At 42.2% G+C, this 25,444-nt stretch carries 21 protein-coding genes; 7 read left to right on the top strand and 14 right to left on the bottom strand.

All coding sequences use genetic code 11. The features are described from left to right. Window positions 1-372: 372 nt before the first annotated feature. Window positions 373-1,593 carry a geranylgeranyl reductase gene (gene chlP / locus V7K67_RS25970; RefSeq protein WP_334710078.1) on the bottom strand — a complete coding sequence of 407 codons (1,221 nt, stop codon included), beginning with the start codon at window positions 1,591-1,593 and terminating at the stop codon, window positions 373-375. A gap of 352 nt (window positions 1,594-1,945) precedes the next feature. On the opposite strand from chlP, the gene yidD reads away from it, so the two are divergent. After that, window positions 1,946-2,452: a membrane protein insertion efficiency factor YidD gene (gene yidD / locus V7K67_RS25965; RefSeq protein WP_334730978.1), complete on the top strand. Its 507-nt coding sequence runs from the start codon at window positions 1,946-1,948 to the stop codon at window positions 2,450-2,452. A 102-nt stretch (window positions 2,453-2,554) separates the two neighbouring features. After that, on the top strand, window positions 2,555-3,571 hold the full coding sequence (locus V7K67_RS25960; protein ID WP_334730977.1) for a sulfate/molybdate ABC transporter ATP-binding protein: 1,017 nt from the start codon (window positions 2,555-2,557) through the stop codon (window positions 3,569-3,571). A gap of 107 nt (window positions 3,572-3,678) precedes the next feature. On the opposite strand, the gene V7K67_RS25955 is transcribed toward V7K67_RS25960, so the two are convergent. Continuing rightward, on the bottom strand, window positions 3,679-6,474 hold the full coding sequence (locus V7K67_RS25955) for a pitrilysin family protein (protein ID WP_334730976.1): 2,796 nt from the start codon (window positions 6,472-6,474) through the stop codon (window positions 3,679-3,681). A 249-nt stretch (window positions 6,475-6,723) separates the two neighbouring features. Here V7K67_RS25955 and V7K67_RS25950 point away from each other — a divergent pair, with 249 nt between their 5' ends. Next, window positions 6,724-6,939, top strand: a complete 216-nt coding sequence (locus V7K67_RS25950; protein ID WP_335168980.1) for a hypothetical protein — start codon at window positions 6,724-6,726, stop codon at window positions 6,937-6,939. On the opposite strand, the gene V7K67_RS25945 is transcribed toward V7K67_RS25950, so the two are convergent. Continuing rightward, complete coding sequence (locus V7K67_RS25945; RefSeq protein ID WP_335168978.1) at window positions 6,936-7,511, bottom strand: 2'-5' RNA ligase family protein; 576 nt, start codon at window positions 7,509-7,511, stop codon at window positions 6,936-6,938. The genes V7K67_RS25950 and V7K67_RS25945 overlap by 4 nt on opposite strands. Before the next feature lie 159 nt (window positions 7,512-7,670). Then, window positions 7,671-8,195 (bottom strand): phosphoribosyltransferase, encoded by a 525-nt coding sequence (locus V7K67_RS25940; RefSeq protein WP_334730973.1) that lies wholly within the window; start codon window positions 8,193-8,195, stop codon window positions 7,671-7,673. A gap of 178 nt (window positions 8,196-8,373) precedes the next feature. Here V7K67_RS25940 and V7K67_RS25935 point away from each other — a divergent pair, with 178 nt between their 5' ends. Then, window positions 8,374-9,825 (top strand): MFS transporter, encoded by a 1,452-nt coding sequence (locus V7K67_RS25935; protein ID WP_334730972.1) that lies wholly within the window; start codon window positions 8,374-8,376, stop codon window positions 9,823-9,825. 79 nt (window positions 9,826-9,904) lie between these two features. Here V7K67_RS25935 and V7K67_RS25930 read toward each other — a convergent pair whose 3' ends face one another. Together V7K67_RS25930 and V7K67_RS25925 are read right to left on the bottom strand one after the other, a co-directional pair. Further along, window positions 9,905-10,717, bottom strand: coding sequence for a class I SAM-dependent methyltransferase (locus V7K67_RS25930; RefSeq protein WP_334710087.1), 813 nt, complete (start codon window positions 10,715-10,717; stop codon window positions 9,905-9,907). Between the two features lie 576 nt (window positions 10,718-11,293). Beyond that, window positions 11,294-11,509: a hypothetical protein gene (locus tag V7K67_RS25925; RefSeq protein WP_335168975.1), complete on the bottom strand. Its 216-nt coding sequence runs from the start codon at window positions 11,507-11,509 to the stop codon at window positions 11,294-11,296. A 10-nt stretch (window positions 11,510-11,519) separates the two neighbouring features. Between V7K67_RS25925 and V7K67_RS25920 the strand changes: the two genes are divergently transcribed. Continuing rightward, window positions 11,520-13,370 (top strand): hypothetical protein, encoded by a 1,851-nt coding sequence (locus V7K67_RS25920; RefSeq protein ID WP_335168973.1) that lies wholly within the window; start codon window positions 11,520-11,522, stop codon window positions 13,368-13,370. Between the two features lie 352 nt (window positions 13,371-13,722). Here the strand turns inward: V7K67_RS25920 and rtcA are convergent, their stop codons facing one another. The 4 genes from rtcA to V7K67_RS25900 form a co-directional block, all read right to left on the bottom strand. Continuing rightward, the gene (gene rtcA / locus V7K67_RS25915; RefSeq protein WP_334730959.1) at window positions 13,723-14,769 is read right to left on the bottom strand and encodes an RNA 3'-terminal phosphate cyclase; all 1,047 of its coding nucleotides are present in this window, start codon (window positions 14,767-14,769) and stop codon (window positions 13,723-13,725) included. 144 nt (window positions 14,770-14,913) lie between these two features. Beyond that, complete coding sequence (locus tag V7K67_RS25910; protein WP_334730958.1) at window positions 14,914-16,260, bottom strand: FAD-binding oxidoreductase; 1,347 nt, start codon at window positions 16,258-16,260, stop codon at window positions 14,914-14,916. 106 nt (window positions 16,261-16,366) lie between these two features. Beyond that, a complete protein-coding gene (locus tag V7K67_RS25905) occupies window positions 16,367-16,753 on the bottom strand; it encodes an ABC transporter permease (protein ID WP_335168992.1) in 387 nt (128 codons plus the stop codon). Window positions 16,754-16,785: 32 nt separating this feature from the next. Continuing rightward, on the bottom strand, window positions 16,786-17,199 hold the full coding sequence (locus tag V7K67_RS25900; RefSeq protein ID WP_335168971.1) for an ABC transporter permease: 414 nt from the start codon (window positions 17,197-17,199) through the stop codon (window positions 16,786-16,788). A gap of 105 nt (window positions 17,200-17,304) precedes the next feature. Here V7K67_RS25900 and V7K67_RS25895 point away from each other — a divergent pair, with 105 nt between their 5' ends. Continuing rightward, entirely contained in the window at window positions 17,305-18,534 is a 1,230-nt protein-coding gene (locus tag V7K67_RS25895) for an ABC transporter substrate-binding protein (RefSeq protein WP_334730956.1), read from the top strand. Between the two features lie 13 nt (window positions 18,535-18,547). On the opposite strand, the gene V7K67_RS25890 is transcribed toward V7K67_RS25895, so the two are convergent. After that, window positions 18,548-19,315 (bottom strand): ABC transporter ATP-binding protein, encoded by a 768-nt coding sequence (locus tag V7K67_RS25890; protein ID WP_335168969.1) that lies wholly within the window; start codon window positions 19,313-19,315, stop codon window positions 18,548-18,550. A gap of 159 nt (window positions 19,316-19,474) precedes the next feature. Next, window positions 19,475-20,269: an ABC transporter substrate-binding protein gene (locus V7K67_RS25885; RefSeq protein ID WP_335168967.1), complete on the bottom strand. Its 795-nt coding sequence runs from the start codon at window positions 20,267-20,269 to the stop codon at window positions 19,475-19,477. 42 nt (window positions 20,270-20,311) lie between these two features. Between V7K67_RS25885 and V7K67_RS25880 the strand changes: the two genes are divergently transcribed. Further along, the gene (locus tag V7K67_RS25880) at window positions 20,312-22,321 is read left to right on the top strand and encodes a serine/threonine-protein kinase (protein WP_335168965.1); all 2,010 of its coding nucleotides are present in this window, start codon (window positions 20,312-20,314) and stop codon (window positions 22,319-22,321) included. Here V7K67_RS25880 and V7K67_RS25875 read toward each other — a convergent pair. Both V7K67_RS25875 and V7K67_RS25870 read right to left on the bottom strand, forming a co-directional pair. Then, window positions 22,318-23,385 carry an ABC transporter substrate-binding protein gene (locus V7K67_RS25875; RefSeq protein ID WP_335168963.1) on the bottom strand — a complete coding sequence of 356 codons (1,068 nt, stop codon included), beginning with the start codon at window positions 23,383-23,385 and terminating at the stop codon, window positions 22,318-22,320. The genes V7K67_RS25880 and V7K67_RS25875 overlap by 4 nt on opposite strands. Window positions 23,386-23,406: 21 nt before the next feature. Beyond that, window positions 23,407-23,889 (bottom strand): tetratricopeptide repeat protein, encoded by a 483-nt coding sequence (locus V7K67_RS25870; RefSeq protein WP_334707378.1) that lies wholly within the window; start codon window positions 23,887-23,889, stop codon window positions 23,407-23,409. Window positions 23,890-25,444: the final 1,555 nt, after the last annotated feature.

The raw sequence follows: 25,444 nt of genomic DNA, 5'->3' as shown, positions 1-25,444 counted from the left end.
AAATTTACGCCTCTGGACAAGAAGTAGCCGACTACCTTGGTTGAAGGAGGAAGAAATCTCTATTCTTAGCTTTGACTAAGTTTAGGTAAGTATTTTAGAGCAGGTTTGCCAAAACTTACGCATTGACAGAAAAGACTAAATATTATGTGAAAAACTATGTCTTAGGGGCAATAACCTGTGGGTAATCCGTTGGAGAACTCGTAGAGTAGCCGCAACTCTTGGAGACGCTCTTGTGTTTGTGTCTACATACATCAAATGATAAAAATATATTGTGGGGTGGGCATCTTGCACCCTGATTAATCAGCGTGCAAGATATCCACCCCACAAAATTGAGTAATTTATTTGTTGGAATTCCCAGTCCTTTGCCCTCTATTAAGGTGCAAGGGCATTACCCCGAATTAGACTACCAATGGTTTTGGCAGTAATTTTCAGTTGGGTGATGGGATTAGCAGGGACAACCGTTTTATACAAATAGCTATCGAATGTTAGCCGCTGCACATCAAGGTCATCACACATTTCCACAAAGGCCTCGCGGGTAGCGTTAGAACGATAGAACACGGTTTGCAGAATGTCCAGTACCTTGTAAGTGAGTCCATATCTTTTATCCCAACGCTTCAGGTAAACCTTGAGGTCGCCTTCTGTAGGAATCCGGCTACCACCATTAGATGTTTCCACAATGGTTTCGGCACACATCCGCCCAGATTTAGCGGCAAAATAAATACCCTCACCAGAGGACTTGGTAACATAACCAGCAGCATCTCCCACCAAAGCGATGCGACCAACAACACGACGGGGACGGGGATGTTCAGGAATGGGGTGGGCTTCGACTTTGATGATTTTACCGCCTGCTAGCTTCTCGGATGCACGGGCGCGGATACCAGCTTGTAACTGTTTGATGCTGGCTTTATTGATGTGCATCGTGCCAGTACCGACAGCTACGTGGTCATATTTGGGGAAAACCCAAGCGTAGAAATCGGTAGAAACGTCATCACCGACATACATTTCGGCGAGGTCGTTATAGTAGGCCATTTTGTCTTCGGGTAAGCGAATTCGCTCTTGGAAGGCGATCGCATAATTGTAATCCCCAGCGTCCATTTCTTTGGCAACGCGGGAATTAGCCCCATCTGCCCCAATAATTAGATCCACCTTCAGAGTTTTAGCAATCCCCTGTGATATGCCTTCTGTATGGTCAATGTAATGGATGGTATAGGGGTCAGTATTGTTTCCTGGTATATCGAGTTTATGAACAGTGGCATTAATTAAATTTGCGCCTACTTTTGCCGCGCGATCGCGCAAAAAGCCATCCAGCACTTCCCGGCGGCACATTCCTATATATTCATCTTCATTTACCAAATTGATATCAACCTCGCGATTGGAAGGCGAAATCATTTTCATCTTCCGTACCCGGCGATCAATTATCTCTGGTGGTAAGTCAAATTCACTCACCATACACAGGGGAATTGCACCCCCACAAGGCTTTGCATTGTCTAGCTTCCGCTCAAACAGGTAGGTTTCAATCCCAGAGGCTGCCAGTGTTTCAGCGGCAGATGAACCAGCAGGGCCTGACCCAATAACAGCAACCCGTAGTGTCAAAGGTCTTTCTCCCAATCTTCACATTTACCGAGAGCATACTACCACGGTCTTTCGGGTGATTTGGCGGTTTACCTTCAGGTTTCTGCACAAATGCAATATTCCTTAATGTTTCGATACGAATTGGATGGGGCATTGGGCATTAGGTATTGGGTATTGGGTATTTGGCATTGAGTATTGGGAAGAATGAAAAACAGGACTTACGCAAAATCATGAAAAACGAACCGCATAGATGCGGAGCGGCTTCCCGCAGGGTAGAACGCAAATAAATAAGAGTTTCAGAGAGCTTTTGCGTAAGTACTAAAGAATATTGGTTAGTGCCAATGCCCAATGCCCAATGCCCCAGTTATAAAATATGCAGATTTCCTTATTCGATTCTTTTACTAGACAAGTTGGTACTGCCGCAATTACTGGATATCAAAAACACATTTCCCCACACAAAGGTTTTGCTTGTGCCCACAGAATACTATATGGCGGCGAATCTTGTTCTCAATACATCAAGCGGGTAGTTGCTAAGGAAGGATTAAAAGCAGCTTTTGTCAATTCCCGTGAACGATTTCAAGCTTGCAAGCAAGCTAACCAAATTTTGCGAGCACAAACCGATAACTCAGAAGAATCCACAGAGGAGGAAACAGACACGCCGCAACGACAAGCATCTGGTAAAGTTGCTCAAAAATCCTTATTTATTAGCAATAGCAATACTAACTGTCTTGATTGTGCCGATTTGGGCTGCAATTGTGCTGAAATGGCTACCGTGATTCCTGATTGTGCTTCCCTAGATTGTGGTGCTGCTGATTGCAGTTCCCTAGATTGCAGTGGTGTTGATTGTAGCTTCCTCGATTGCGGCAGTTGCGGTAGCTAAATCTTGTTCTCTTGTTCATCTATAAATAACGATGTATGGTATATGTAAGGCACAGTAATCCTACCAAGGATCTGTAGATTTAGTTGCAGAGGTACAGCGGCAGTGGGCATAGTAGTTGAGAACGTCTCCAAACAATTCGGGAGTTTCAAGGCAGTTGATGAGGTCAGCCTGGAAATAAAGAGTGGTTCGCTAGTTGCGTTACTCGGGCCATCGGGATCAGGTAAATCTACGCTATTACGGTTGATTTCCGGTTTAGAAATGCCAGATAGCGGCAAAATCCTGCTGACCGGTAAGGACGCTACATACCAAAGCGTGCAAGAGCGAAATATTGGGTTTGTGTTTCAGCACTATGCCCTATTCAAGCATCTAACTGTCAAGCAAAATATTGCCTTTGGCTTAGAAATTCGTAAGGCACAGCCAAAGAAGATTAAAGGGCGGGTAGAACAGTTACTCGAATTGGTGCAATTGACTGGATTAGGCGATCGCTATCCATCACAACTTTCTGGTGGTCAAAGACAACGGGTAGCATTAGCTAGGGCACTAGCAGTGGAACCGGAAGTCTTATTGCTAGATGAACCCTTCGGCGCACTTGATGCGAAAGTCCGCAAAGACTTACGGGCATGGTTACGCCGCCTCCATGATGAGGTTCATGTTACCACAGTTTTCGTCACCCACGACCAAGAGGAAGCAATGGAAGTCTCTGATGAGGTTGTGGTCATGAATAAAGGGCGTGTGGAACAGGTGGGGACACCATCTGAAATTTACGATGACCCGGCTACCGCTTTTGTGATGAGCTTCATTGGCCCGGTGAACGTATTACCCAGTAGTTCAAAGATTTTTAAAAGTAGCGGATTTGATGCACCACACCCACAAGTGTTTTTGCGTCCGCAAGATGTAATTTTTGAAACTAGCGCCAACGATGCCACTACACCCGCTACTGTGAGTCGGTTAGTACATTTGGGTTGGGAAATTCAGGTGGAATTAACTTTTGATGATGGGCAAGTATTGACGGCGCATTTAACACGCGATCGCTTTAATGACTTAGAGTTAGAAGCAAAACAGCGAGTGTATGTGAAGCCAAAGGATGCAAAATCCTTCCCAGTGTCTTATTCAATTTAAACTTCTGCCAATTTGCTAAAGAATATCCCCGACTTCTCTAAGAAGTCGGGGATATTCAGCTTGGCGATTTTTACAAATAAAATCCCATTGTTATCTATCTGAGATAATTAGCCACCCTTGGTTACAGTATTTCCTGGGCCAGCGGTAACAATCACTAGATTTTCTGGCTTAATTAAATCTTCAATTGCCTTTTGGATATCAGCCATAGTTACTGCTTGAATCTGTTGAGGAAACTCTCGGATTTCCGATCGTGAAAGCCCCAAGACAGCATTATCCAAAATGATACTTGATACATCACTAGGATTAGCTAAATCTACGGGGTAGCTATTGGTAATTGAGCGTTTTGCTGTGTTAAATTCAGCCTCAGTCACTCCTTGTTCGCGCAACTGTTTGAGTAAAGCGAGAGTACTGGCGATCGCTTTTTGGGCATCTCCAGGAGCAGTTTGCATTTGAATCAAGAATGGGCCGGGATTGATGCCAGCGGCAAAAGCACTGTATATACCGTAAGTTAAACCTTGGCGATCGCGCACTTCCGTACCCAGGCGGCTCGATAAGGTATCACCACCCAAAATTTGATTTAGCACCAGTGCCGCATAATAACGTGGATCTTTCCGAGAGATGCCACTATAGCCGATGTAAGTCACAGCCTCAGATTTACCAGGAATTACTTTGTTTAGACGTGTCAAAGTTTGCGGTAATGGTACGGACTGTATTTTGAGAATAGGTGGCTTACCTGCGGCTTGCCATTTACCAAACACTTGATTTAGCAAAGCTTTTACCTTAGCTTGCTCAAAGTCTCCAACTATTGCGATCGTCGTGGTATCTGGCCGGTAATGGGTCTGGTAGAAACCAAGCAAATCATCACGATTAATGCTCTTTAAACTCTCGGCTGTCGGAAAGCTGTGAAATGGATGATTTTCAGGGTAAATTGCCTGCTGGAATACTTGTCTTCCCAGACCTCTAGGGTCATCTAGCTGGACTTTTAGACTTGTTAACGCTCTTTGGCGACTTAGTTCTAACTGCTCGGCGGGGAAAGTGGCATTTTCTAACACATCTGCCAGAGTTTGAATCAATATTGGCAGATTTGCAGAAAGTCCCTCACCGCTAAAATTAGTTCCTTCACGGCTAGCACTGAAACTCAAATCGGCTCCTCGATCTTCCAAGGTTTTTGCTAGAGTCAGAGCATTTTTAGTCTGCGTCCCATTCATTAAGTTGTTTGCAGTTAGATTCGCTAATCCAGCTTTTTGATTGCCGTCAAATTCAGTACCAGCGTTAATTTGTCCACTCAGGTTAATAGTGGGAAGGTTGCGATCACGCAAGAGCAAAACCTTCAAACCATTATTTAAGGTAAACTCTTCTGGTAGCGATTGTTTAGCTGAATCTGTAGCTGATGTCGCAGGTGGCAGATATTTCGCCAGTTCTGCCGGATCTACAGGCTTACCAGGGCTGAAATTTTCCACTGTGCGACTAGAACCAGCGCTAGAAGTCCCTGGTTTACCATCAGGTTGAGTCGGCTCAAAGAAACCGATGGTTTCTTGTGCCGGATTGAGGTAAGTTTTCGCTGCTTGCTGCACTTGAGCTGGGGTAACTTTCGCGATCGCAGCCAGATATTTTTCAATAAAACGATAATCCCCTGCGGTCGTTTGATTATACCCCAGTTGATTAGCTTGACTAGTAATATCTTGGTTCCCCAAAATATACGAGGCTTGCAGCTGCGTCTTTGCTCGGTTCAACTCTTCTAAGGTGACAGGCTGCTGTTGCAATTTTGCTAAAGATTCCTGGAGTACCTGGGCAATTTTCCCCAACTCTTGACCTGGAGCCGCCGTAGCATCAATTTGATACCAACCCGGTTCGATGAGTTCGGCTGCACCACCACTCGCTGAACTGGCAAGTCCAGATTCCACCAAAGCCTGATAAAGCCGAGAACTACGCCCACCTGTGAGAATAGCATCCATCACATCAATTGCTGGCACATCAGGATGTTTGATATCTGGCAGAGGATACACTGCTTGCAATAGTGCTGCACTTCCAGGTTGCTTGAGGACAATCGGTGCTTTTTTAGCAACAGAGGTAGACGGAGAGACTTCGGTGAGGGCAGAAGATGCCGAAGCATCATGGAGTACCGTGTCCTTTTTTGCTCGTTGCGATAACTTACCAAAAGTTTCTTTCACAACCTTGAGTGCTGGTTCTGTGGCAAAATCTCCAGTAATCACTAACGTGGCATTTTCTGGGTTGTAGTAGGTTTGGTAATAATTCCGCACCTGTTCCACCGTGAATTTCTCGACATCAGCTTTTGTGCCTCCCACCGATAAGCCATAAGCTCGATTCGGGAAAGCAGCTCGCATAACTGCGCGACTCAGACGATAGCCTGGTGAATTTTCATACCCCTGTAACTCGGAGATCACTACCCGCTTTTCACTTGTGAGTTGCTCAGGACCAACTAAGGAATTTTCCATGCGATCGGCTTCCAGTGTCAGTAGTGCTTCCAACTTATCTCGCTGCACCGTGCCAAAGTAAACTGTTTCGTCATAACTAGTAAAAGCATTGAACTGGCTACCCAAAGCACTAAACAACCGTCCAAACTGTACTGGACGGTCAGTTGTACCTTTGAACATTAAATGTTCTAGCTGGTGAGAAATACCATTCTCTCCCTTAACCTCGTTGCGTGAACCAACCTTATACCAAACTTGCACACTCACCACTGGAGCAGTATGAACTTCCTTCGTTAATACTGTTAAACCATTGTCCAATAAGGTTTTTTGCACCCCTTGGGTGAATGAGAGAGCAGATGCAGGTGTGACTGCTGTTGGTGTTGCAGCATTGGTAAAATTGCCCGAAAAAGGCACGATAGTTAAGAGAAGGCTGAGAAAAAATCCTATAAGCATGTATGAGCGCCGTTTCATAAGCAATGCAAAATTTCCTATTTTTAAATAAAACCCCAAAGGGTATTTCAACATCTAAATCTAACTCAAGTTACTCGTACACTGTGGCGGAAGTTTGCCTACCTTGAACAAGTTGCTTGAGCAAGTTGTCTAGTTAATTGAGATGGTAGCTGGATTTATGCCGTTAAATCTACTGAAGATCATGAGGTTAGCTGATAAAACTTTTACGGAACCTCAGAAATTATTGTAAGTATATTAACAACCTTTACAATGTATTCCATCCGTCACACAGTAGATACTGGCAATACTTTGTTTACTTTGATTATACCCCGTGTAAACCTTGGAAACAGCCAATCAGCCACAGTTGAAACTAAGGGAATCACAACAACAAACCGCTTTTCTGTGATCCCTAAATTTAACCAGGGGCAAACACAAACCTATACGATAATCAATTTGACTGGTACAGCCCAAGCTGTTGCCTTTTAACTACACAAGGAATTCTGTCTTGGTGAACCATAATCAGCAAAAGCAAACTCCGATTTAATATTCCAGCGCCTACCGTCATGAAGCAGTAGCGTTAATTTATCGGTAGTAAACTCAAAATGCAACTGACGCTTTTCAAATTCTGGCCAAGCAGCTTTAAAATTCTGCTTTGTTAAATCCCGAAACGCAACCGTTATATGGGGCGCAAAAAGACGGCTTTTGGAAACCTTGTCAACAACTCCCAAGTTGCTTTCTGTATAAGCCATTAAATCAGCTTGCAAAGTTAAAAGCTCTTGACTTTTGACTACATTTATGTATATTACATGAGGTGCAAAGGCATCAAACCCTTTGAGTGTAATTGCTACTGGCTGTTGTCCACTAGCAAACTCTTTCAAAGATGCTTCTAGCAGTGGCAGGTTAGCATATGCCCATTCAAAGGGTGGTTGCAGGGTCATATGAGGCGGAGACTTTAGCGCTCCTCTACTAGTATAGCGATCGGCAAAGTACTGCTTAATCTGGTTGGCGTAATCTTGAATGTCTTGCGGTGGTAAAAGGGCGACAAAAAAACGGCTCATATCAAGTTCGGCTAATTAGTTTTAATTCCCGAATCTATGCAGAAAGTCCAAAAGCCGCTCTCCTCTGCTCCTTTGCACCCCTGCTGCCTTAATAATAAGTCTTTAACCAGACATGATATCATTGGGGTTACTCAGCACTGGCTCAACCTTAGCTATCCGCTAACAGTACTCAGCACTCCTGAACTTAGCCGCTAGTTCTGCGGGGTTCATCTGCTCATAGTGTTCAAAGGGTTGATGAATCCAGGGGTTGTCAGGCAAGTAATCGACATAGTAATTGGGTTTTAGAACTGAACAGGCTTTATACCAAAGTACCGCAGTGCGAATTTCCTCAATGGGGAAATCACTATATTGCTTGAGCCAAGGTATAGTCTGTTCTAGTGTTACCCCAGAGTCTACTAAGTCATCCACTAGAAGAATGCGCGAACCTAACTTTTCAGTGGTCATTGTCAAGTGGCGGGAGAAAATTAAATTACTTCTATCTTGTTTACCAGGGCCTCTGTAAGATGATGTTGCTAAAATTGCCAGTGGTTGCTGATATATCCGAGAGAGAATATCTCCAACTCGTAGTCCTCCTCTAGCAAGACAGATAATCTGGTTAAATTTCCAACCGGATTCATAAATCTGAATAGCCAGTTGTTCAATTTTTTGGTGATAATCTGACCAAGAAACATAAAGGTATGGCATAAGTCTAACGGGAGTGGTAGATAGCTAGTAGCGCAAGGGGGGAAGTCAAAAGTCAAAAGTCAAAAGTTTTGTATATCAAGGCTTTTGCTTGTTTCAAATGGTAGCTTGATTTCCGCCGCGCTGTACTAGTATTGAAGGCGATTGCAAACTTTTTATTTTAGTATGAGTGCGAGTTATTATGAACGATTCTGCTGCTGATGGCGATGCCCAACGAGATCCTAAGAGTGAAAAACTCGACTTTAAAACAAAACTGGCTTACGGTGCAGGAGATTTAGGGCCAGCAATTACTGCAAACATCTCCGTCTTTTATCTGCTGTTTTTCTTTACCAATATCGCTGGTATCCCTGCGGGTTTAGCTGGCAGTATCTTGATGATTAGCAAAATCTGGGATGGGATAAATGATCCGCTTGTTGGGTTTTTGAGTGATAAAACGAAATCTCGTCGTTGGGGTCGTCGTCTTCCTTGGATGTTTTATGGGGCAATTCCCTTTGGAATTTTCTTTTTCTTGCAGTGGATTGTACCACAATTTAGTGCAAATCAGAGTGAGAATATTTGGCCGCTGTTCTGGTATTACGTAGCGATTGGGATTCTATCTCAGTCCTTTTACACGGTTGTGAATTTGCCTTATACGGCGATGACTCCAGAACTAACTCAAGATTACGACGAACGCACCAGCCTTAACAGCTTTCGCTTTACATTTTCTATTGGTGGTAGCATTCTATCGTTGATTTTAGCGGGAATTGTTTTTTCGCAGATTGCCGATCGCCAACAACGATATATCTTTTTAGCAGCAATTTGTACGGTAATTTCGATTTTAGGATTATATTGGTGCGTTTTTGGAGTCCGCGATCGCATCATGGCTTTTGAGGCCAAACGCATCCAAGCCGAGGAACCTGCATCTCTCTCCTTCTTGGAACAGCTAAAAATTGTCTTCAGCAACCGACCTTTTCTATTTGTTATTGGTATATATCTTTTTTCTTGGCTAGGTGTGCAAATTACAGCCAGTATTATTCCCTATTTTGTAGTAAATTGTATGGGTCTCAAAGAATCAGATGTCCCCATACTGCTGATTGCAGTGCAAGGAACTGCCCTACTAATGCTATTTGTCTGGGGGGCGCTGAGTAAAAAAGTCGGGAAAAAAGTTGTTTATTTTCTGGGAATGAGTTTATGGATTATAGCCGCCGCCGGACTATTTTTCTTACAGCCAGGTCAAATAGTTTTGATGTATGTGATGGCTGTCATGGCAGGTTTTGGCGTATCCACAGCTTATCTAATTCCCTGGTCAATGATTCCAGATGTGATTGAATTAGATGAACTCCAAACCGGACAACGCAGAGAAGGCATTTTTTATGGCTTCATGGTTTTGCTGCAAAAATTTGGTTTAGCTTTCGGGCTGTTTTTGGTAGGAAACGCTTTGCAAGTAGCCGGTTTCCAAGCATCTGTAGCTGGAAGTCCATCACCCATACAACCGGCATCGGCACTGTTTGCGATTCGTGTTGCCGTTGGTCCCATACCTACAGTTTGTTTGATTTTGGGCTTAGTTTTAACTTATTTTTACCCAATTACCCGCGAGATGCACGCAGAAATCATGCTGAAACTCAAAGAACGGCAAGAGAAGAGGGAGAGTTAAGGGAGCAGGGGGGAATTTTGGAAGTTGCTAAATAATCCCGCTTTCTCTGCAACCCCAGATTTTTTGTGTTATGGCAACCTCACCTTTCTAGCTTACGGCCAACCATATACCACAAACCCACGGCATAGGGAATGTAATGGAGTTCTGTAAAACCTGCTTTCGCAAACTCGTACTCAAAGTTGAAATGGATAAAGTCATCCAACCACGGTTCTTGAAAAGAAGCGCTCAGGGCGTATTCACCACGATAGGTGTCAGCGTATAGTACCCAACCTCCGGGTTTGGTAATCCGGTACATCTCTTTAAGAATCTTAGGCGTCCACTCTTTAGGAGTCTCGTGCAAGAGTAGCGATGACGTGACAAGATCAAAGGAGTTGTCAGGGTAGCCAGTGTGACGGGCGTCCACCTGCTCGAACGAAGCCCGCTCACTAAATCCAACCTTGTTAAACTTGTGCTGACTGATGACCAGCATATAAGGCGAAACATCAGTAACGCGAAAAGTGGACTGTGGAAACCGTCGTGCTAGGGCCAGCGCTCCACCAGCCGTACCTGCACCAAGCTCTAGAACCGTCTGAATTTGGGCGTCTTCAGGAATTAGTTCAGCCATTTTCTCGCGCAGCTGCTGGCAACTAACATTGTGGCTGAGGGGAATAATGGCATCCATCGCAGCATCCCACGCTAAACACGACTGAGGGTTAGTGTAGGAATCCGTTGTCCCATGAATGGGAGCGTGGATGTAGTCAGGGTAATATTCATGGTCGGTATGGTAGCCTTTGAGTTCCTCTTCCCAATTAATTGAGGCATATTCCTGCATTACTAAGGGCATCGCTGCGGTAATGCGTTGAATTACCTCGGTTCGATACGCTTGTTTCTCCTGTGCGCTCCATCTTGGCATAAATGAATATCTCCTACTTACACTCGTTGCTGGCGTTCCTAGACTCCAACTTGGAAACGAGAAATAAACTGCAAATACACTGATATTCTAGTTTCTTTTTTGTATGAGATGCAGATGATGCTTGGCAGATTGCCCCATGCCCAATAGACATCTCCAGAAATTAAATATGCGTTATCCAGAGTCCTTGTAGAGACGTAGCAGTGCTACGTCTCTACATTCATTTTCACCAGATGTCTAATTAGCAGTCTCTTATATTTGCGATCGCAAACTGACTTAACCTAAATATATGCCTTTAGGTAAATTTAAAGGCTATATTCGATTTTTAAATAAATAGTAAGTATCAGGAAGGACTTAACTCAGTCTTAACCATAAGATCCCCGACAACTTTTACGAAGTCGGGGATTTGAGTCTCTCGATTTTCACAACTCATTTAGGATTGCTATAGTAGATTTATTGTGGAAGTGCGATCGCTTTTGGGACAATACCCTTGCGTGAAGATAAGCAGAAACAAAAACCCTCTCCCGTTAACTTTTTGCTTCTCTTTCTATCTCCTCTGCTCGCCCGCCCCCACCTCCCCTAATCTTTCACCTCACTCACGGTAATCGAAAAGCCATCTCCCAACTTAACAGCTATCAAGTCATAGCATTTCTTTTTCATATCCGTTTCCCAAAAAAATTCTTGTTGGAGTGGTTCTCCTGTATATAAAAACTTTGCTTCCGAAGCAATAAAAGCTGGTGACTCAATAGATAATAATACTCTAGATATTTCAGTTGTTCCGAAACATTTGACCACATCAAGAAAATTGCAGCAACACTACTCACAGACATATTCAAATGCCAAAAACTTACCTGATGATTTCTTTGTGGCGGTAAGTTTTTATAATGATGAACCTAAATGCTATACCAATGAAAACGAGTGGAATTTACATTTAAGCAATAATTCGCTTGCTTTAAAGCATCAAAACTTAGAAGGATGGTTCAGTGATATTATCAAAGATATTTCAAACGCAGCTTCAGAAGTAGTTCATGAGATTGGTAGTGTGATTCAAGCTGTTGACAACTTTTTAGATAAAGTTGAACATTTTGTGATCAAAAAAGTGGAAGAAGGATTCCAACTTGTTATCAAGGTAGCTGGACAAGCTATTGATACCATTATTCATACTGTCGAACAAGCTTGGACAGTTATCTCTACATTTGTCAAGAAAGTTATTGATACTATTGAAAAGATTGTTGAATATTTAGGGTATTTGTTTAACTGGGACGACATACTGCTTATGCACGAATTTTTAAAGAATACTTTTTTAATTACTGCAAAGCAATATCAAATAGATATCAATAATCCCCAATCTAATCTCAATAGCTTTGTAGATCCTGTATTTGACAAAGCAATCTCTTATCTTGAAAGTTTAAAAAAGGAACGCCAACCAATTGATAATCCAGATACATCCTCTGGCTCCAATATTTTCTCAGGCTTATTAAACAATCCTGTGGTTAATTTTATTAATGATATTATTGGGCGGGGACTGTCGCTGCTTGATGGAGATGGCGGACAAGATAACCTGCCTGTGTTTGAGTTTTCAGGGCAAATAAGCAGCCGCATGGAAAAAATCGTAAATGATCTTATCAGCACGATTACTGGAAGTATTTCATCAATTTCTTTGAGCAATATCGGAGATAGTGTTAATACAATATTAGATAAAATTTTGGATGGAATACTAGATGTGGCTGAAGACTTACTTGCAACAGGGAGAGATTTGACCAAATATTTAATAAAATTTATTGGTGAGTTAATTGATTATATCTTGAGAATTATAAACGCCAGGATAAATATCCCTATTGTCACTTGGCTATACGAGAATATAATTGCCAAAGGAAGTACATTAACTTTATTAGATGTGGTTTCCTTAGTCATTTCTATCCCAACAACTATTATTACTAAATCCACTCATTGCTTTGATTCTAATTTATTACAGAAAACAAGCCAAGTATCTGATTACCAAAGTTTCTTTAAAACTATAGGTTTATCTGGTGTACAACAGCTTATTCCTTATACAGTAAATGACAGTAACCATCAAAACTTATTACAGGACTCAGTTTTATATGATAATGATAATGCTTTAAATGAGGATTCAAAAAAAGTTATTCTCATAGTGTCAACCATAACAGCAGTTGTTAATTTGGTCGGTGGAATTTTGGCTTTTTTTGTTAACAGAACTGAGAGATGGAAAGGAATATTGAAACTGTGTATACTTTGCATTGTTGGGATGGGGTTATTAGAAATTTTATTTACATTTATATATGGAATTATAGAGGGCATTGAAGGTTCAGCTTTGCTATTTATAATAACAAATTTTTATTTTGCTATTTACTTGATAGTGATGAATTGCTTAGGTGAACAAAGATTTATAGAATTGCGGGGCTGGTTCACCTTGATAGCAATAATAATAATCAGTATTATTTTTGGTGTGGGGTGGTTTAAGACAAAACCAAAACCATCAGATGAAGAAAAAATTACTCTTTTACTTTCATGGGGTCTTGGATTAGTAGAAATTTTCTATAGTCTTGCCTTGTCAATAGAAGAGGTGCCTATACAGAGTGTGATATTTATTGGTGTTGTTTATTGTAGTTTGGATTTATATTTGCTCTTTAGATAGTAGCTTTCTATGCAAATAACGGTACAACAGCAAGTGTGAGTGGAATTAGATCGCCAGATGCTCGTGGGCAAAGGACTTAAGCTCTTAAAATTCAGTCTTGGCTTTACCCCCTTGCCATTAACCACTTTGCACCCAAATCTACAGATAAACTTTTACCACCGGCTAAACGAAGGAGCAACAGGTTCCAAGAGCGATCGCCCATCTTTCATCAAAGCCATTTTCACCAAAGTGCGATCGCTCTCTCTAACAAACAAAGTAACTCGATCATAGCTCTTCCTGCATGATGGAATCGTAATCCTGCCCCGTAACGTCGCAATGATACTCTATCAGAAAGCACTACTAAACACTTATTTCATCTAGTCAAACTCTTTACTGACACTATTTTTTCAGCTTCATCTACCGTAATTTGCGCTAGCCCAAATTGTTCAATTACTGCTGCATTCGTCGTCAAATGTCTACTCACTTCAGCCACTCGATACTGACTTCCCTCTGAAGCTAAAGCAGCTGGCAATAATAACTGATCTGCTAAATGTTCATCCACTGCTGCGCCGGTGTAATGAAACTCAAGCAGTTGCTGACAAGCAATCTCTGCAACTGTCTCCGCCGACAACCGCAAACGCCCAAACCCACCAAAGCCGGTCAAACTGTTCTCATACTCAGCAGTGAGGAAAATACCCGCCCCAGGTGCCACACCTCTTTCTCGCAAAGTCTGTACAGCAACTTTTAAATGGGCTTCGCGTAATAAATTCTCGGCACGATTCGCCATCCGTTGGGGAATATGGGAAGGCAATTCCGTCACCACTGCTATTCCTCGCACCTGTTGTAAATCTCCCCGTTCCAACAAGTTGATCTCACCGAGTTTACCACTACCATCTACCTGTAATTCTACCTCTCCCCCACCTTGGGGATACCAACCCCAAGCGCCTAACTTGACTTGGGCTTCCACTCCCATACGTTGCAGTATCGGCAAATAAACTTGCTCAATATATGTCACTGTTGGGCTAAAGTTCACATGAGTTCCGCCCTTGAGTGTTACTTGAGAATTGCCGGATGCTAATGCCAAAGGTAAGAGAATTGTTTGTAAAACCAGAGCGATCGCACCCGCAGAACCACCAAGTTGTGCTTTACTAACATCAAAGGTATAAATTCCAGCTTGCACAGCACTACCTGGAATGAATTCTAGCAGCGTTGAACCCAAAGCATCACCCCGTAGTTGGGCATTACAAATTCTCGCCGCCGCCCGAACTGCTGTTAAGTGTTGTGCTGCTAATCCGGGCTTTTTGCGTCCAGCGCGAATGCCTGCAATCCGTATGGGTTCGCCGGTAATGGCGGCTAGACTTAAGGAAGTGCGAAGAACTTGTCCGCCTCCCTCTCCGTAGGAACCGTCAATTTCAATCATGGGCGATTTTGGGATGTTGGATTTTGGGTTATCCCCACAGCTTTTGAAATTAAACCAAAAATTATAAACGCCTAACAGCTAGCTTTTTGGAGGGAGGTTACACAAATATACAGAAAAAGTTCTGATATCTGTTTCCGTAGTTTGCTAATTTTGAACTTGGAATTGAAGAACCTTGCTTTTACCGGGATTCATCAACCCATAAGGATCAACAATTTCTTTAAATTTTAACTGCTCAGGATCAATAACTTTTCTACCGCCGTCTTCAATAATATATGTGTGGGGATTAGCAATACTCACACCCTGTTCTTCGTGATAATGGATAATCTCGTTAAGACGTTCTTCTGTGGTGTAACGCACAAGTTGTAAAGCACCAGGAACTACAACACCATTCACCCGAAAAAATTCTAAATGCATCATTACCTCATCGCCGAAGTGATGATACATTTGCTCTATTAGTTGCAAACTGTGCTTGCCAGGAAACATACTTTGTAAGTAGGTAATACCCGTATCTACACTCCGGGCAAGTAAGGTGGTATGGTTCCAGGCAAATTCTGCTAAATGTATACCTTTAGCCGCTTCCTCTGCTGGTTTTCTATATGTAATCTGGCCGCCGTATTGCTGCACCAAACCCGGTAAGAATTCCAAACTCGATTCAGCAATTATCAAAAATACTGGGTGAGTCCCTTCAGGAATGTACTCTTGTAGGGCATGAAAATATTGGGGAATTTGGGATGCAAAGACAGAAATCAACTTCTTAATCATGCCATCAGCATTGCCAAGAGCCTGACCAAATTTTGCTGCTGCCATCAACTCGTCAAATGTCACAATGACTTCTGCCCAGGGATAAGCTGGCCCTAAAGGAATTTCTACTTCAGTAATGATGCCGTTAATTCCCCAAGCATGATTCACTTTTTGCACATCGTCGCCGCGTAATTCGATCGCACGGGGTTGATCTTCTACAGTTACCACTCGCAATGCTAGGATATTACCGCGATCGCCTAATAACCCATATTGGATTGAGCCAATGCCCCCACTACCCCCAGCAATAAATCCGCCAATTGTCGCTGTGCGGTATGTGGAGGGTGCCATGCGGATTTCCCAGCCGATTTCTCGTGTTTTTTTATCCAAAGCCGCCAACTTCACCCCTGGTTCTACCCGCGCTACCCCCGGTTTTACCCAAAGAATCTCTTGCATCCGCGTCATATCTAAAATTACGCCACCGTGCAACGGTACGCATTGCCCATAATTCCCAGTACCAGCACCCCGTACAGTGATGGGTACGCGGTGTTTCGCACAGGCGGCTGCAACTTTTAAGACTTCTGCTTCATTGGCGGGACGCACTACGATATCCCCGACTTTTCCCTCTAGTTTCGGTACTAGCACTGGGCTAAAGGTGTGATAATCCTGGGATAATTTTGCGACTTGGGCGGAATCGGTGATGGTTTCTATGCCTTCTAGAGAATTAATTAGGGCATCTAATGTTGTCGTCATAATATATCCTTTTTTTTAACGCAGAGGGACGCTGAGGGAAGCGCAAAGGTTCGCAGAGAATTAACTCCTCTGCGTAAACCTTTGCTACCTGGTGCGTTTTAAAATCCTAGTTTTCTTGTTTCACAGCACTTTCATGCCACTTACTTAATATAAAGTCAGATAGGGCACTCAAGCTGACAAAAATTAATACACCCAACCCGGTTGTGAGAAATAATGCTGCAAACATCCGAGGAATTTGTAAGTTGTAGCTGGAGATTAAAATCCGGTAAGCAATACCAGATTTTGCCCCACCAGTACCAGCGACAAATTCGGCAACTACTGCACCAATTAATGCTAAACCACCGCTGATTTTTAAACCACCTAAGAAATAGGGCATGGCGCTGGGTAAACGGAGATACAGTAGTGTTTGCCAGCGAGAAGCTTTGTAAAGTTGAAATAGGTTGAGCAGGTTTCGGTCAACACTATTGAGTCCTAGTGTAGTGTTGGATACGATGGGGAAAAAGGCGACAATCCAGGCACAAACTACTAAGGTAAGGCCGCAAAAGTATTATTTTTTAGCCAGAGGATAATCAGGGGTGCGATCGCAACTATGGGAGTTGTTTGTAAAATTACTGCATAGGGAAATAAACTGCGTTCAATCCATTTGCTTTGGGTGAACAAAATCGCCATAAGTAAACCAGAAATAGCCGCAGCAAGAAAAGCAACAACTGTAATTTGCAATGTAATTAATAATGATGGAAAAAGCTCGTTCCAGTCAGTAATTAAAGTTTTAAATACTAATAAAGGTCCAGGGAGAATATAAGGAGGTAGATGTGTTATCCGCACAAACATATCCCATAACACTAATGCTAGAACACCAACTATTATTGGTGCTAAGATATCAGCCTTAAAAAACTTTTTCAGAATTTTTTGTGATTGACTACAACGGCTAAACAGCATATAAATTCACACTTAAATGTTAAAATAGTCGAAATATTACTATTGGATGTAATATACTACAATCCAGTATTATCCTAACAAACTCATGGTCACGCACACGCATCTATGAAAAAAGCGCCTACACGTCAAATTGCTTTACTATTTACATGCTCTATGCTGCTGGTAGCTTGTGGTAAAAGTGGCAGTAATGATGCAAATTCCGTAAATAATCCAACAGCGACAACAGATACAGCTAATGCTATTCCTATCGGTATCGCCTTTGCACAAACGAGCAATGTAGCATTACTTGGTCAAGAGGGAACTGATGGAGTAAAAATTGCTGAGAAGTATTTTAATAACAAAGGAGGTATCAATGGTAGACCAATTAAATTAATCTATCAAGATACTGGTGGCGATGAAGTTGGTGCTATTAATGCTTTTCAAACTTTAATTAGTAAAGATAAAGTTGTTGGCATTATTGGCCCTACCCTATCACAACAAGCTTTTAGCGCTGATCCCGTAGCACAACGCAATCAAGTTCCAGTTATTGGAGCATCAAATACTGCTAAAGGTATTCCCGAAATTGGTGATTATGTGGCTCGTGTTTCTTCGTCTGTTGCCGTTGTCGCTCCTTATTCGGTGAAAACTGCACTCAAACAAAATCCTAAAATCAAAAGAGTAGCTGTATTCTACGCTCAAAATGATGCTTTCAATAAGTCGGAAACAGAAATATTTCAGAAAACAGTTAAAAATTTAGGATTGGATTTAGTTACAGTCCAAAAGTTTCAAACTACAGATACCGACTTTCAAGCTCAAGCCAGCGACGCGATTAATTTAAAACCAGATTTAGTGATTATATCCGGGTTAGCTGTAGATGGAGGTAATTTAGTTAAACAATTACGAGAACTTGGTTATAAAGGAATAATTGTTGGTGGCAATGGTTTTAACACATCCCATATATTTTCTGTGTGCAGAGCGCTTTGTGATGGCGTGATTGTAGCTCAAGCTTATAGCCCTATCTACGCCAGTGAAATTAACACCGCATTTCGCAAAGCCTATCTTGAACAATATCATAGAGAACCACCCCAAGTAAGTGCCCAAGCTTTTGCTGCTTTACAGGTATATGTAGAATCTCTGCAATCTTTAGATAAAAAAAGCAACATTAACAAATTGAAACTGCCACAATTGCGTACAGAATTGAATAAAGAGTTACTAACAAAAAAGTTTCAAACTCCTCTCGGTGAAATTGCTTTTACACCAGTAGGTGATGTAATTCAAAAAGAGTTTTACGTTGCACAACTCAAGATGGAATCAAACGGTGTCAATGGTAAATTTTCTTTTTTAAGCATAAAATAGTAAATATTAGAAATCATCTCAGATTTGTACGGCTCATAGCTTCAGCAAGATGCTGAGAAACTTCCCGGCAATATTGGTTATAGAGCAATGATGTCCGAAAGTCATCGTCACGGGGATAGGGAGCATCAATTTCTATATCTGCTACAATTCGTCCGGGATTTATCCCCATGACTAGCACCCGATTTGATAAGTACACTGCTTCATAAATATTGTGGGTGACAAAAACCACCGTCCAGCAATGTTGATGCCATAAATCCAGTAAATCACCATTGAGTTTGCTACGAGTAATTTCATCTAACGCCCCAAATGGTTCATCCATCAACAGAATATTTGGCTGAGTAACTAATGCCCTAGCAATTGATACCCGCATCTTCATTCCACCTGATAACTCGCGGGGATAGTTCTCTTCAAAACCCTCTAATTCTACCAGTGCTAATGTCTGATGTACCAATTTTTGGCTATCTTTTTTAGACATTCTCGCCAACTTTAACGGTAGGCGCACATTCTCTCTGACGTTTGCCCAAGGCATGAGTGCAGCATCTTGGAAAACAAAAGCCAGATTTCTTGCTTGCTGAGTTACACCCCAATCAATACTACCAGAACTTATGCGCCCCAATCCGGCAATCACACGCAGAATTGTACTTTTACCACACCCTGAGGGACCAACTAAACTGACAAATTGCGACTCTGGAATTACTAAATTCAGGTCTTGCAGGGCAACAGTACCATTGGTGTAGACCTTGCTAATCTGATTGAGTGTGATAACGGGACGGTTACTCATTCATTCTCTAGATTAAAATTTGAAGTCAACCCTTAAAGGAGGCTTTTTTAGCATTGCGCCAAGCTGTTGAGTGTGTGGAAACCAACTCAGATGTTGAGACTGAATTGGATAGTCCACTTTGAAAGGTAGCTAAAAATCTGGAGAATAGCAAGCGATCGCTTACGTCTTATAATAGCTTACCCCTTTATTCACAAATTGCAAGGTGAAGGCATCTTTGTAATTAGTGTTGGCATCGAAAACACCTGTTTTAACCAAGTTGTCAAAAAAAGATTTCCAGCGTTCTTCTTTCATTGCACCGATACCCAATTGTTGAGCATCACCTCCAGTGATTATGGCATTTTCTTTCAGCTTCTCAAGGCTAAAGTTTAACTGCTCGTCAGTAATGTCTGGATTGTCTTTCTTAATCAACGTATTACCTGGAATTGGCTCATCAAGGTAGCTATACCAGCCTTTAATTGAGGCATCAACAAATCTCTGTACTAAATCTGGATTTCTTTCTACTAGTTTTTTTGTGGTTTCAATGGTAAAAGCATAGGCATTGTAACCATAATCTGCTAATAAGATCACTTGTGGTTCTACCCCTCCTTTCTTTTTAATCTCGAAGGGTTCAGCTGTTAAAAGACCTTGTTGAATAATATTTTTATCTTTCAGAAATGGTTGTACATCAAAGTTATAGGGGCGCTTTTGATCGTCTGTAAAACCGTACTTTGCCTTTAAAAATGGCCAGTATGTAGCTTCGCCACCAGAACCAACAAGAATCTGTTTTCCTTTAAGTTTTTCCAGCGAGTCGTTACCAGTACCGGGGTGAGTGATTAAAACTTGAGGATCTTTTTGGAAAATAGCGGCCACTGTAACTATGGGAACGTTATCTCTCGAAGCTCCAATTGCATCACCAGCATGTCCCATGATTAAATCAACAGATCCTCCCATCAACAATAAGGAAGGGGTTTCCACGGGACGAGGAATTTGATGTAAAAAAACTTATATGAAAAAACAATGAGCTTCTGCATTAATCCTCACTGCCCAAACCCGCAAAATCAAAACTCTACGTTATTTTGTCAGAGTTGTGGTTCGGAATTGTTGCTTGAAGGGCGCTATCGAGTAGTAAGTGTACTGGGTGGTGGTGGCTTTGGGAAGACTTATGAGGTAATTGAACGCAGTGGTACAACAAAAGTTTTGAAGGTTTTGCTACACAGTAACCCCAAGGCGGTATCGCTGTTTCAGCAAGAAGCTCAAGTCTTAAGTCAGCTGGATAATCCCGGAATTCCCAAGGGCAAAGGATACTTTAACTTTTTGCCCCAAAACAGTCAGGAGCCTCTGCACTGTCTGATTATGGAGAAAATCGAGGGACTAAATCTTGAACAATACCTGCAACAGCGTAATTACCGCCCGATTGATCAAGAGCTAGCACTTGAATGGCTGCTGGAATTATTTACCATTTTACATCAAGTGCATCAGCAAAACTTTTTCCATCGGGATATTAAGCCATCCAACATTATGCTTAAAGGCGATGGACAACTGGTATTAATTGACTTTGGGGCGGTGCGAGAAGTCACACAGACTTATATGCTAAAACAAGCTGCTGGACAGGTAACAGGTATAAATTCTCCTGGTTTCACGCCACCAGAGCAACTTAATGGTCAGGCGGTTTTAACATCAGATTTTTTTGCCATAGGTCGCACCTTTGTTTATTTACTGACGGGCAAGGTACCAACGGATCAAGATATTTACGATATCAATACTGATGAGGTGCGATGGCGTAATTATGCTTCTGGTATTTCGCCATTGTTAGCAGATTTAATTGATGATTTGATTAAGCGATCGCCTAGTCAACGTCCTCAAAGTACCAATGTAATTTTACAACGGTTAGCCGAAATTGAACGGGCACTGAAAAGACAACCCAATCGAGGCTCGCCCAAAAATTCATCAAAATCCAAAATAGGTTCACGGTTGCGCCGTCGCTTTGGCTTGAGTGTCGGTAACACATCTCCTTTGGTGATGGTAATTGGTGGAGCAATTGCCGCTAGTGCAGTAATTTTATTCATAATTCCGTATCTGATCCGTTCTGACTGGTTTTCTTTGATAAAACCTAACCCAGCCGAAGAATGGGCAAAAAATCTGACTTTGGTAAATACGTTAACTGGTCACTCTGACGCGATATCATCTGTAGCGATCGCACCTGATGGACAAACCATCGCCAGTGGTAGCCACGATCGAACAATCAAGTTATGGAATCCCCAAACAGGCAAACTAATCCGCACTATTTACGGACATTCACTACCAGTTTTATCAGTTGCAATCAGCCCCGATAGTCAAAACCTGGCTAGCGGTAGTCTCGATGAGACAATTAAGCAATGGAATCTTAGTAACGGTCAACAAATTCGCAGTATTAAGGCAGATGGTTATGTCGCTTGGAATAATGCCATAGCAATCAGCCCCGATAATCAGTTTATTGCCACTGGCAGTACAGATAAGACAATTCGGTTATGGAATTTTGCCACCGGTCAACGGCTACGTACCCTTTATGGGCATTCACTGCCAGTTTTATCGGTAGCCATCAGTCCCAATGGCCAGACCCTCGCCAGTGGTAGTACAGACAAAAGCATCCGGTTATGGAATCTCGGCACCGGACAACAACTTCATACCCTCTCCGGGCATACAAGTTGGGTGACTTGCCTCGCCATTAGCCCCGATAATCAGATCGTTGTCAGTGGCAGCCTTGACAAGACAATTAAGTTGTGGAATGTAAACACTGGTGAATTACTCCGCACCTTATCAGGGCATTCCTACTCAGTTTTAGCAGTTGCCATTAGTCCTGATGGTCAGATTATTGCCAGTGGTGGTTTAGATGGGGAAATTCGCCTGTGGAATCTGGAGACGGGAAAACTTCTGCACACAATTTCTGGACATACGAAACAAGTTGTTTCCCTTGCCATCAGCCAGGATAGACAGACCCTTGTCAGTGGTAGTGCAGACGACACAATCAAGATTTGGCGATCGCCCTAAGTCTTTTGATAAAATCCTACTCCTTTATTGACAAATCGCAAGGTGAAGGCATCTTTATAATTAACATTGGCTTGATAAATTCCAACATTAACCATACTGTCGAAAAATGATTTCCATCGTTCCTCACTCATCGCTCCAATACCTTGTTTTTCTGCTGTACCAGAAACGATAATTCCATATTTTTTCAGCTTTTGAATCCCATAATCAATTTGTTCATCCGTCATTTCTGGATTCTCTTTTTTAATCAGCTGATTACCTGGTTGGGGATTTTTTAAGTAGCTATACCAACCTTTAATTGACGCATCAACAAATCGCTGCACTAAATCGGGATTTCTTTCTACTAGTTCTTTTTTTGTTTCAATAGTAGTTGCATAGGTTTGATAACCATAATCTGCTAATAAAAATACTACTGGCTGAAACCCGCCCTGCCTTTCAATAGCGAAGGGTTCAGATGTGATATAACCTTGCTGCGCGGAGTTTTTGTCAGTTAAAAAGGGCGCAGGATTAAAGTTGTAAGGACGTTTTTGATCGTCGGTAAAACCGTACTTAGCTTTGAGAACAGGCCAATAGGTGATGTTAGCAGAAGCAGAGACATAAATTGGCCTACCTTTGAGATCGGCAAGAGTTTTAGTTGCTGTGTTTGGATGGGCGATGAGACACTGGGGATCTTTCTGGAAAATTGCTGCGACTGTGATTTTGGGAATACCTTGTGCTATGGCGTTCACGGCATCAATGCCATAACCCATAAAGAAATCTACCGCACCCCCCATCAACAATTGAGTACCACTGGGAACCTGAGGGCCACCCATTTTGATAGTGACATCTAAACCGTACTCTTGGTAAATACCAGTAGCTATCGCCTGGTAAAATCCGCCGTGTTCTGCTTCTGCTATCCAGTTTGTACCAAAGGTAACTTTATCCAACCGAGAACTGCTAGTTGACGGTTGGTTGCTGTTAGTACAAGCAGCAATAACGCTGCTACCAATGCAGATAGAACCGTATTGAAGAAAATTGCGGCGACTAAGGCGATGAATTGCTGTTGGTGAGGGTGATGACGGATTCATAAAACAGTATAATCCTCTCTCCTATCTGCCGTTGTAGCTGAATCTAAATGTACATTCTAGAATCAACTTTTGATTCACTAGTGAATAGGGCTGAATTTCTAAAGCGCGCTGAAAGGCCCGAATAGCCTGACTATACTCTCCTAGTGCGGCATAACACAAGCCCATACCATGAAGCGCACCGAAATGTATTGGATTTATCTGCACAACCATCTGACAATCTGCTAGAGATTTTTGATAATCACCAACACTGTAATAGAGGAAAGCCCGACGATTCCAGGCTTCAGCAAAGTCTGACTGGTCTTTAATTAGTGCCGTCAGCGCTGTTTCGGCTTCAGCAATTTCGCCTGCATCCAGTAACTTTTGACTGCGGTCAATTATTTCCAGCCCATAGATTCCCTTTTGCTGAAACCAGATCCGCCAGATTTTTCTGGTTGCTTTGTCCCGGACTGTGGCATCGGGGTTTTTTAACTCTTCAAGTAAGGAATTGATAGATAAAGAATCCATGAATTTGAAATCAGTGAATATACCTTTGTATTAACTTTCTCACAAAATATATCGATTAAATCATTTTTAAAGTCATCTTTAAATTTGCAGTGATTAATTGCTATTTATGAATTTTCTGTGTTCTTGACTGTATTCAGCAATGTGACTAATACCATGCTAGATATTTAGAGTCTTGAAGAAGAATTTAGAATTCAGAATCCAGGAATTCAGAATCAAGATGCTTACAGACTTGCTTTCTCGTGTCCGTGAACGTCTTGAAAATTTGGCTTAAACCCCAATCGTCATGAAATGAAGAACAGCCGACCATAGAGGTATTGTTACCGCCAATTGGGAGCATGACAGTGTATGTTATCGGATCGCTCACTGATCCCAAAAAACCTGTAGCTGTGTGAGTAGACAATCTATGCAACGGTTCTGACGTATTTGGCTGATGAAGTCACACAGAATTTACCGAGACAAGGAATTTTAGATGGATGCTGGAGTTGATGCTATAAGCATGGGTGGAGCATATTGGTTTATATCGCAGAGCTGATTCATTCCATTTCAAACAGTATTTGTCAAGATGGTTAGCAAGAAAATCGTAAGTAAGGGTGACTATTTTACTGATATTTAAGCACTTAAATATCAGTAAAATAGTTCATTTTGTCGGCACGCTGGTAACAAAATAACCAATTCTTAATCGCTAGAACCATTGATTTTTAAAGCTTTTTGTGGAATGAATCAGCCCTGGGTTTATACCGTGACCCGAAAACCCTAATCCCTGGGTTGGGAGATACAGGCAATGTCTAGGCTTATTTGGCAAAAAATAAGCTGATTGCCCATGAACAAATGATGAGCAATACAGTAATTAACCCAACACTACCCGAATCGTTGATTATTGAAGAAGAATTCAGGAGTCAGCAATCTTGACGCTCGTTCGCTCTTAGCGTCTCCCCTTCTCACATTGGGAGAGGCTAACGCCAAGGGAGAAGACTCGCTCTAAGCGTACTCCTACGGAGAAGCAAGCTACGCGTAGCGTGTCGCAGACAAGCCATGCCGTTGGCGTTCGCGTCAGCATCTCTGAAAGAGAAGCCTCTCGTTCGCGTTAGCGTCTCCGTTCGCGCAGCGTCTCCGACAGGAGAAGGAGAAGAGAAAGCTTTACGCTGCGCTATCAGTCGGAGATTCAGATCTGCAACTGATATCATGTCCGCTTGATTACTTACTAAACCCCAAGAACCCCACTCCGCCAAAGCTACGCTTTGTCTCCCCTCCCCGATGCCTTGGGGAGAGGTGGGTGCAATGACTGTGGGAATAATAACAAATTATCCAGACATGATATGATTGTTCGCCTTTGGCGTCTCCCTTCGGCAGACCCCCACCAAATTGAAAATTTGGTGGGGGTCTTAAGCCCGATTATTAATCCGCCAGTCATACATAATTCATTCTGTACATGGATAGCGGGGCGTTTAGCCCATTCTGACTCCTGAATTCTGTTCGATAACTTTTACCTTAATCAAATTTTGAAATTTTTTCAAATAAATCCATAGCAAATACATCAAGTTAGTCCACTAACTTA

Origin of the sequence: Nostoc sp., assembly GCF_036917155.1 — a bacterium.
Taxonomy (GTDB): domain Bacteria; phylum Cyanobacteriota; class Cyanobacteriia; order Cyanobacteriales; family Nostocaceae; genus Nostoc.
This window is presented reverse-complemented; position numbering and strand designations above follow the sequence as displayed.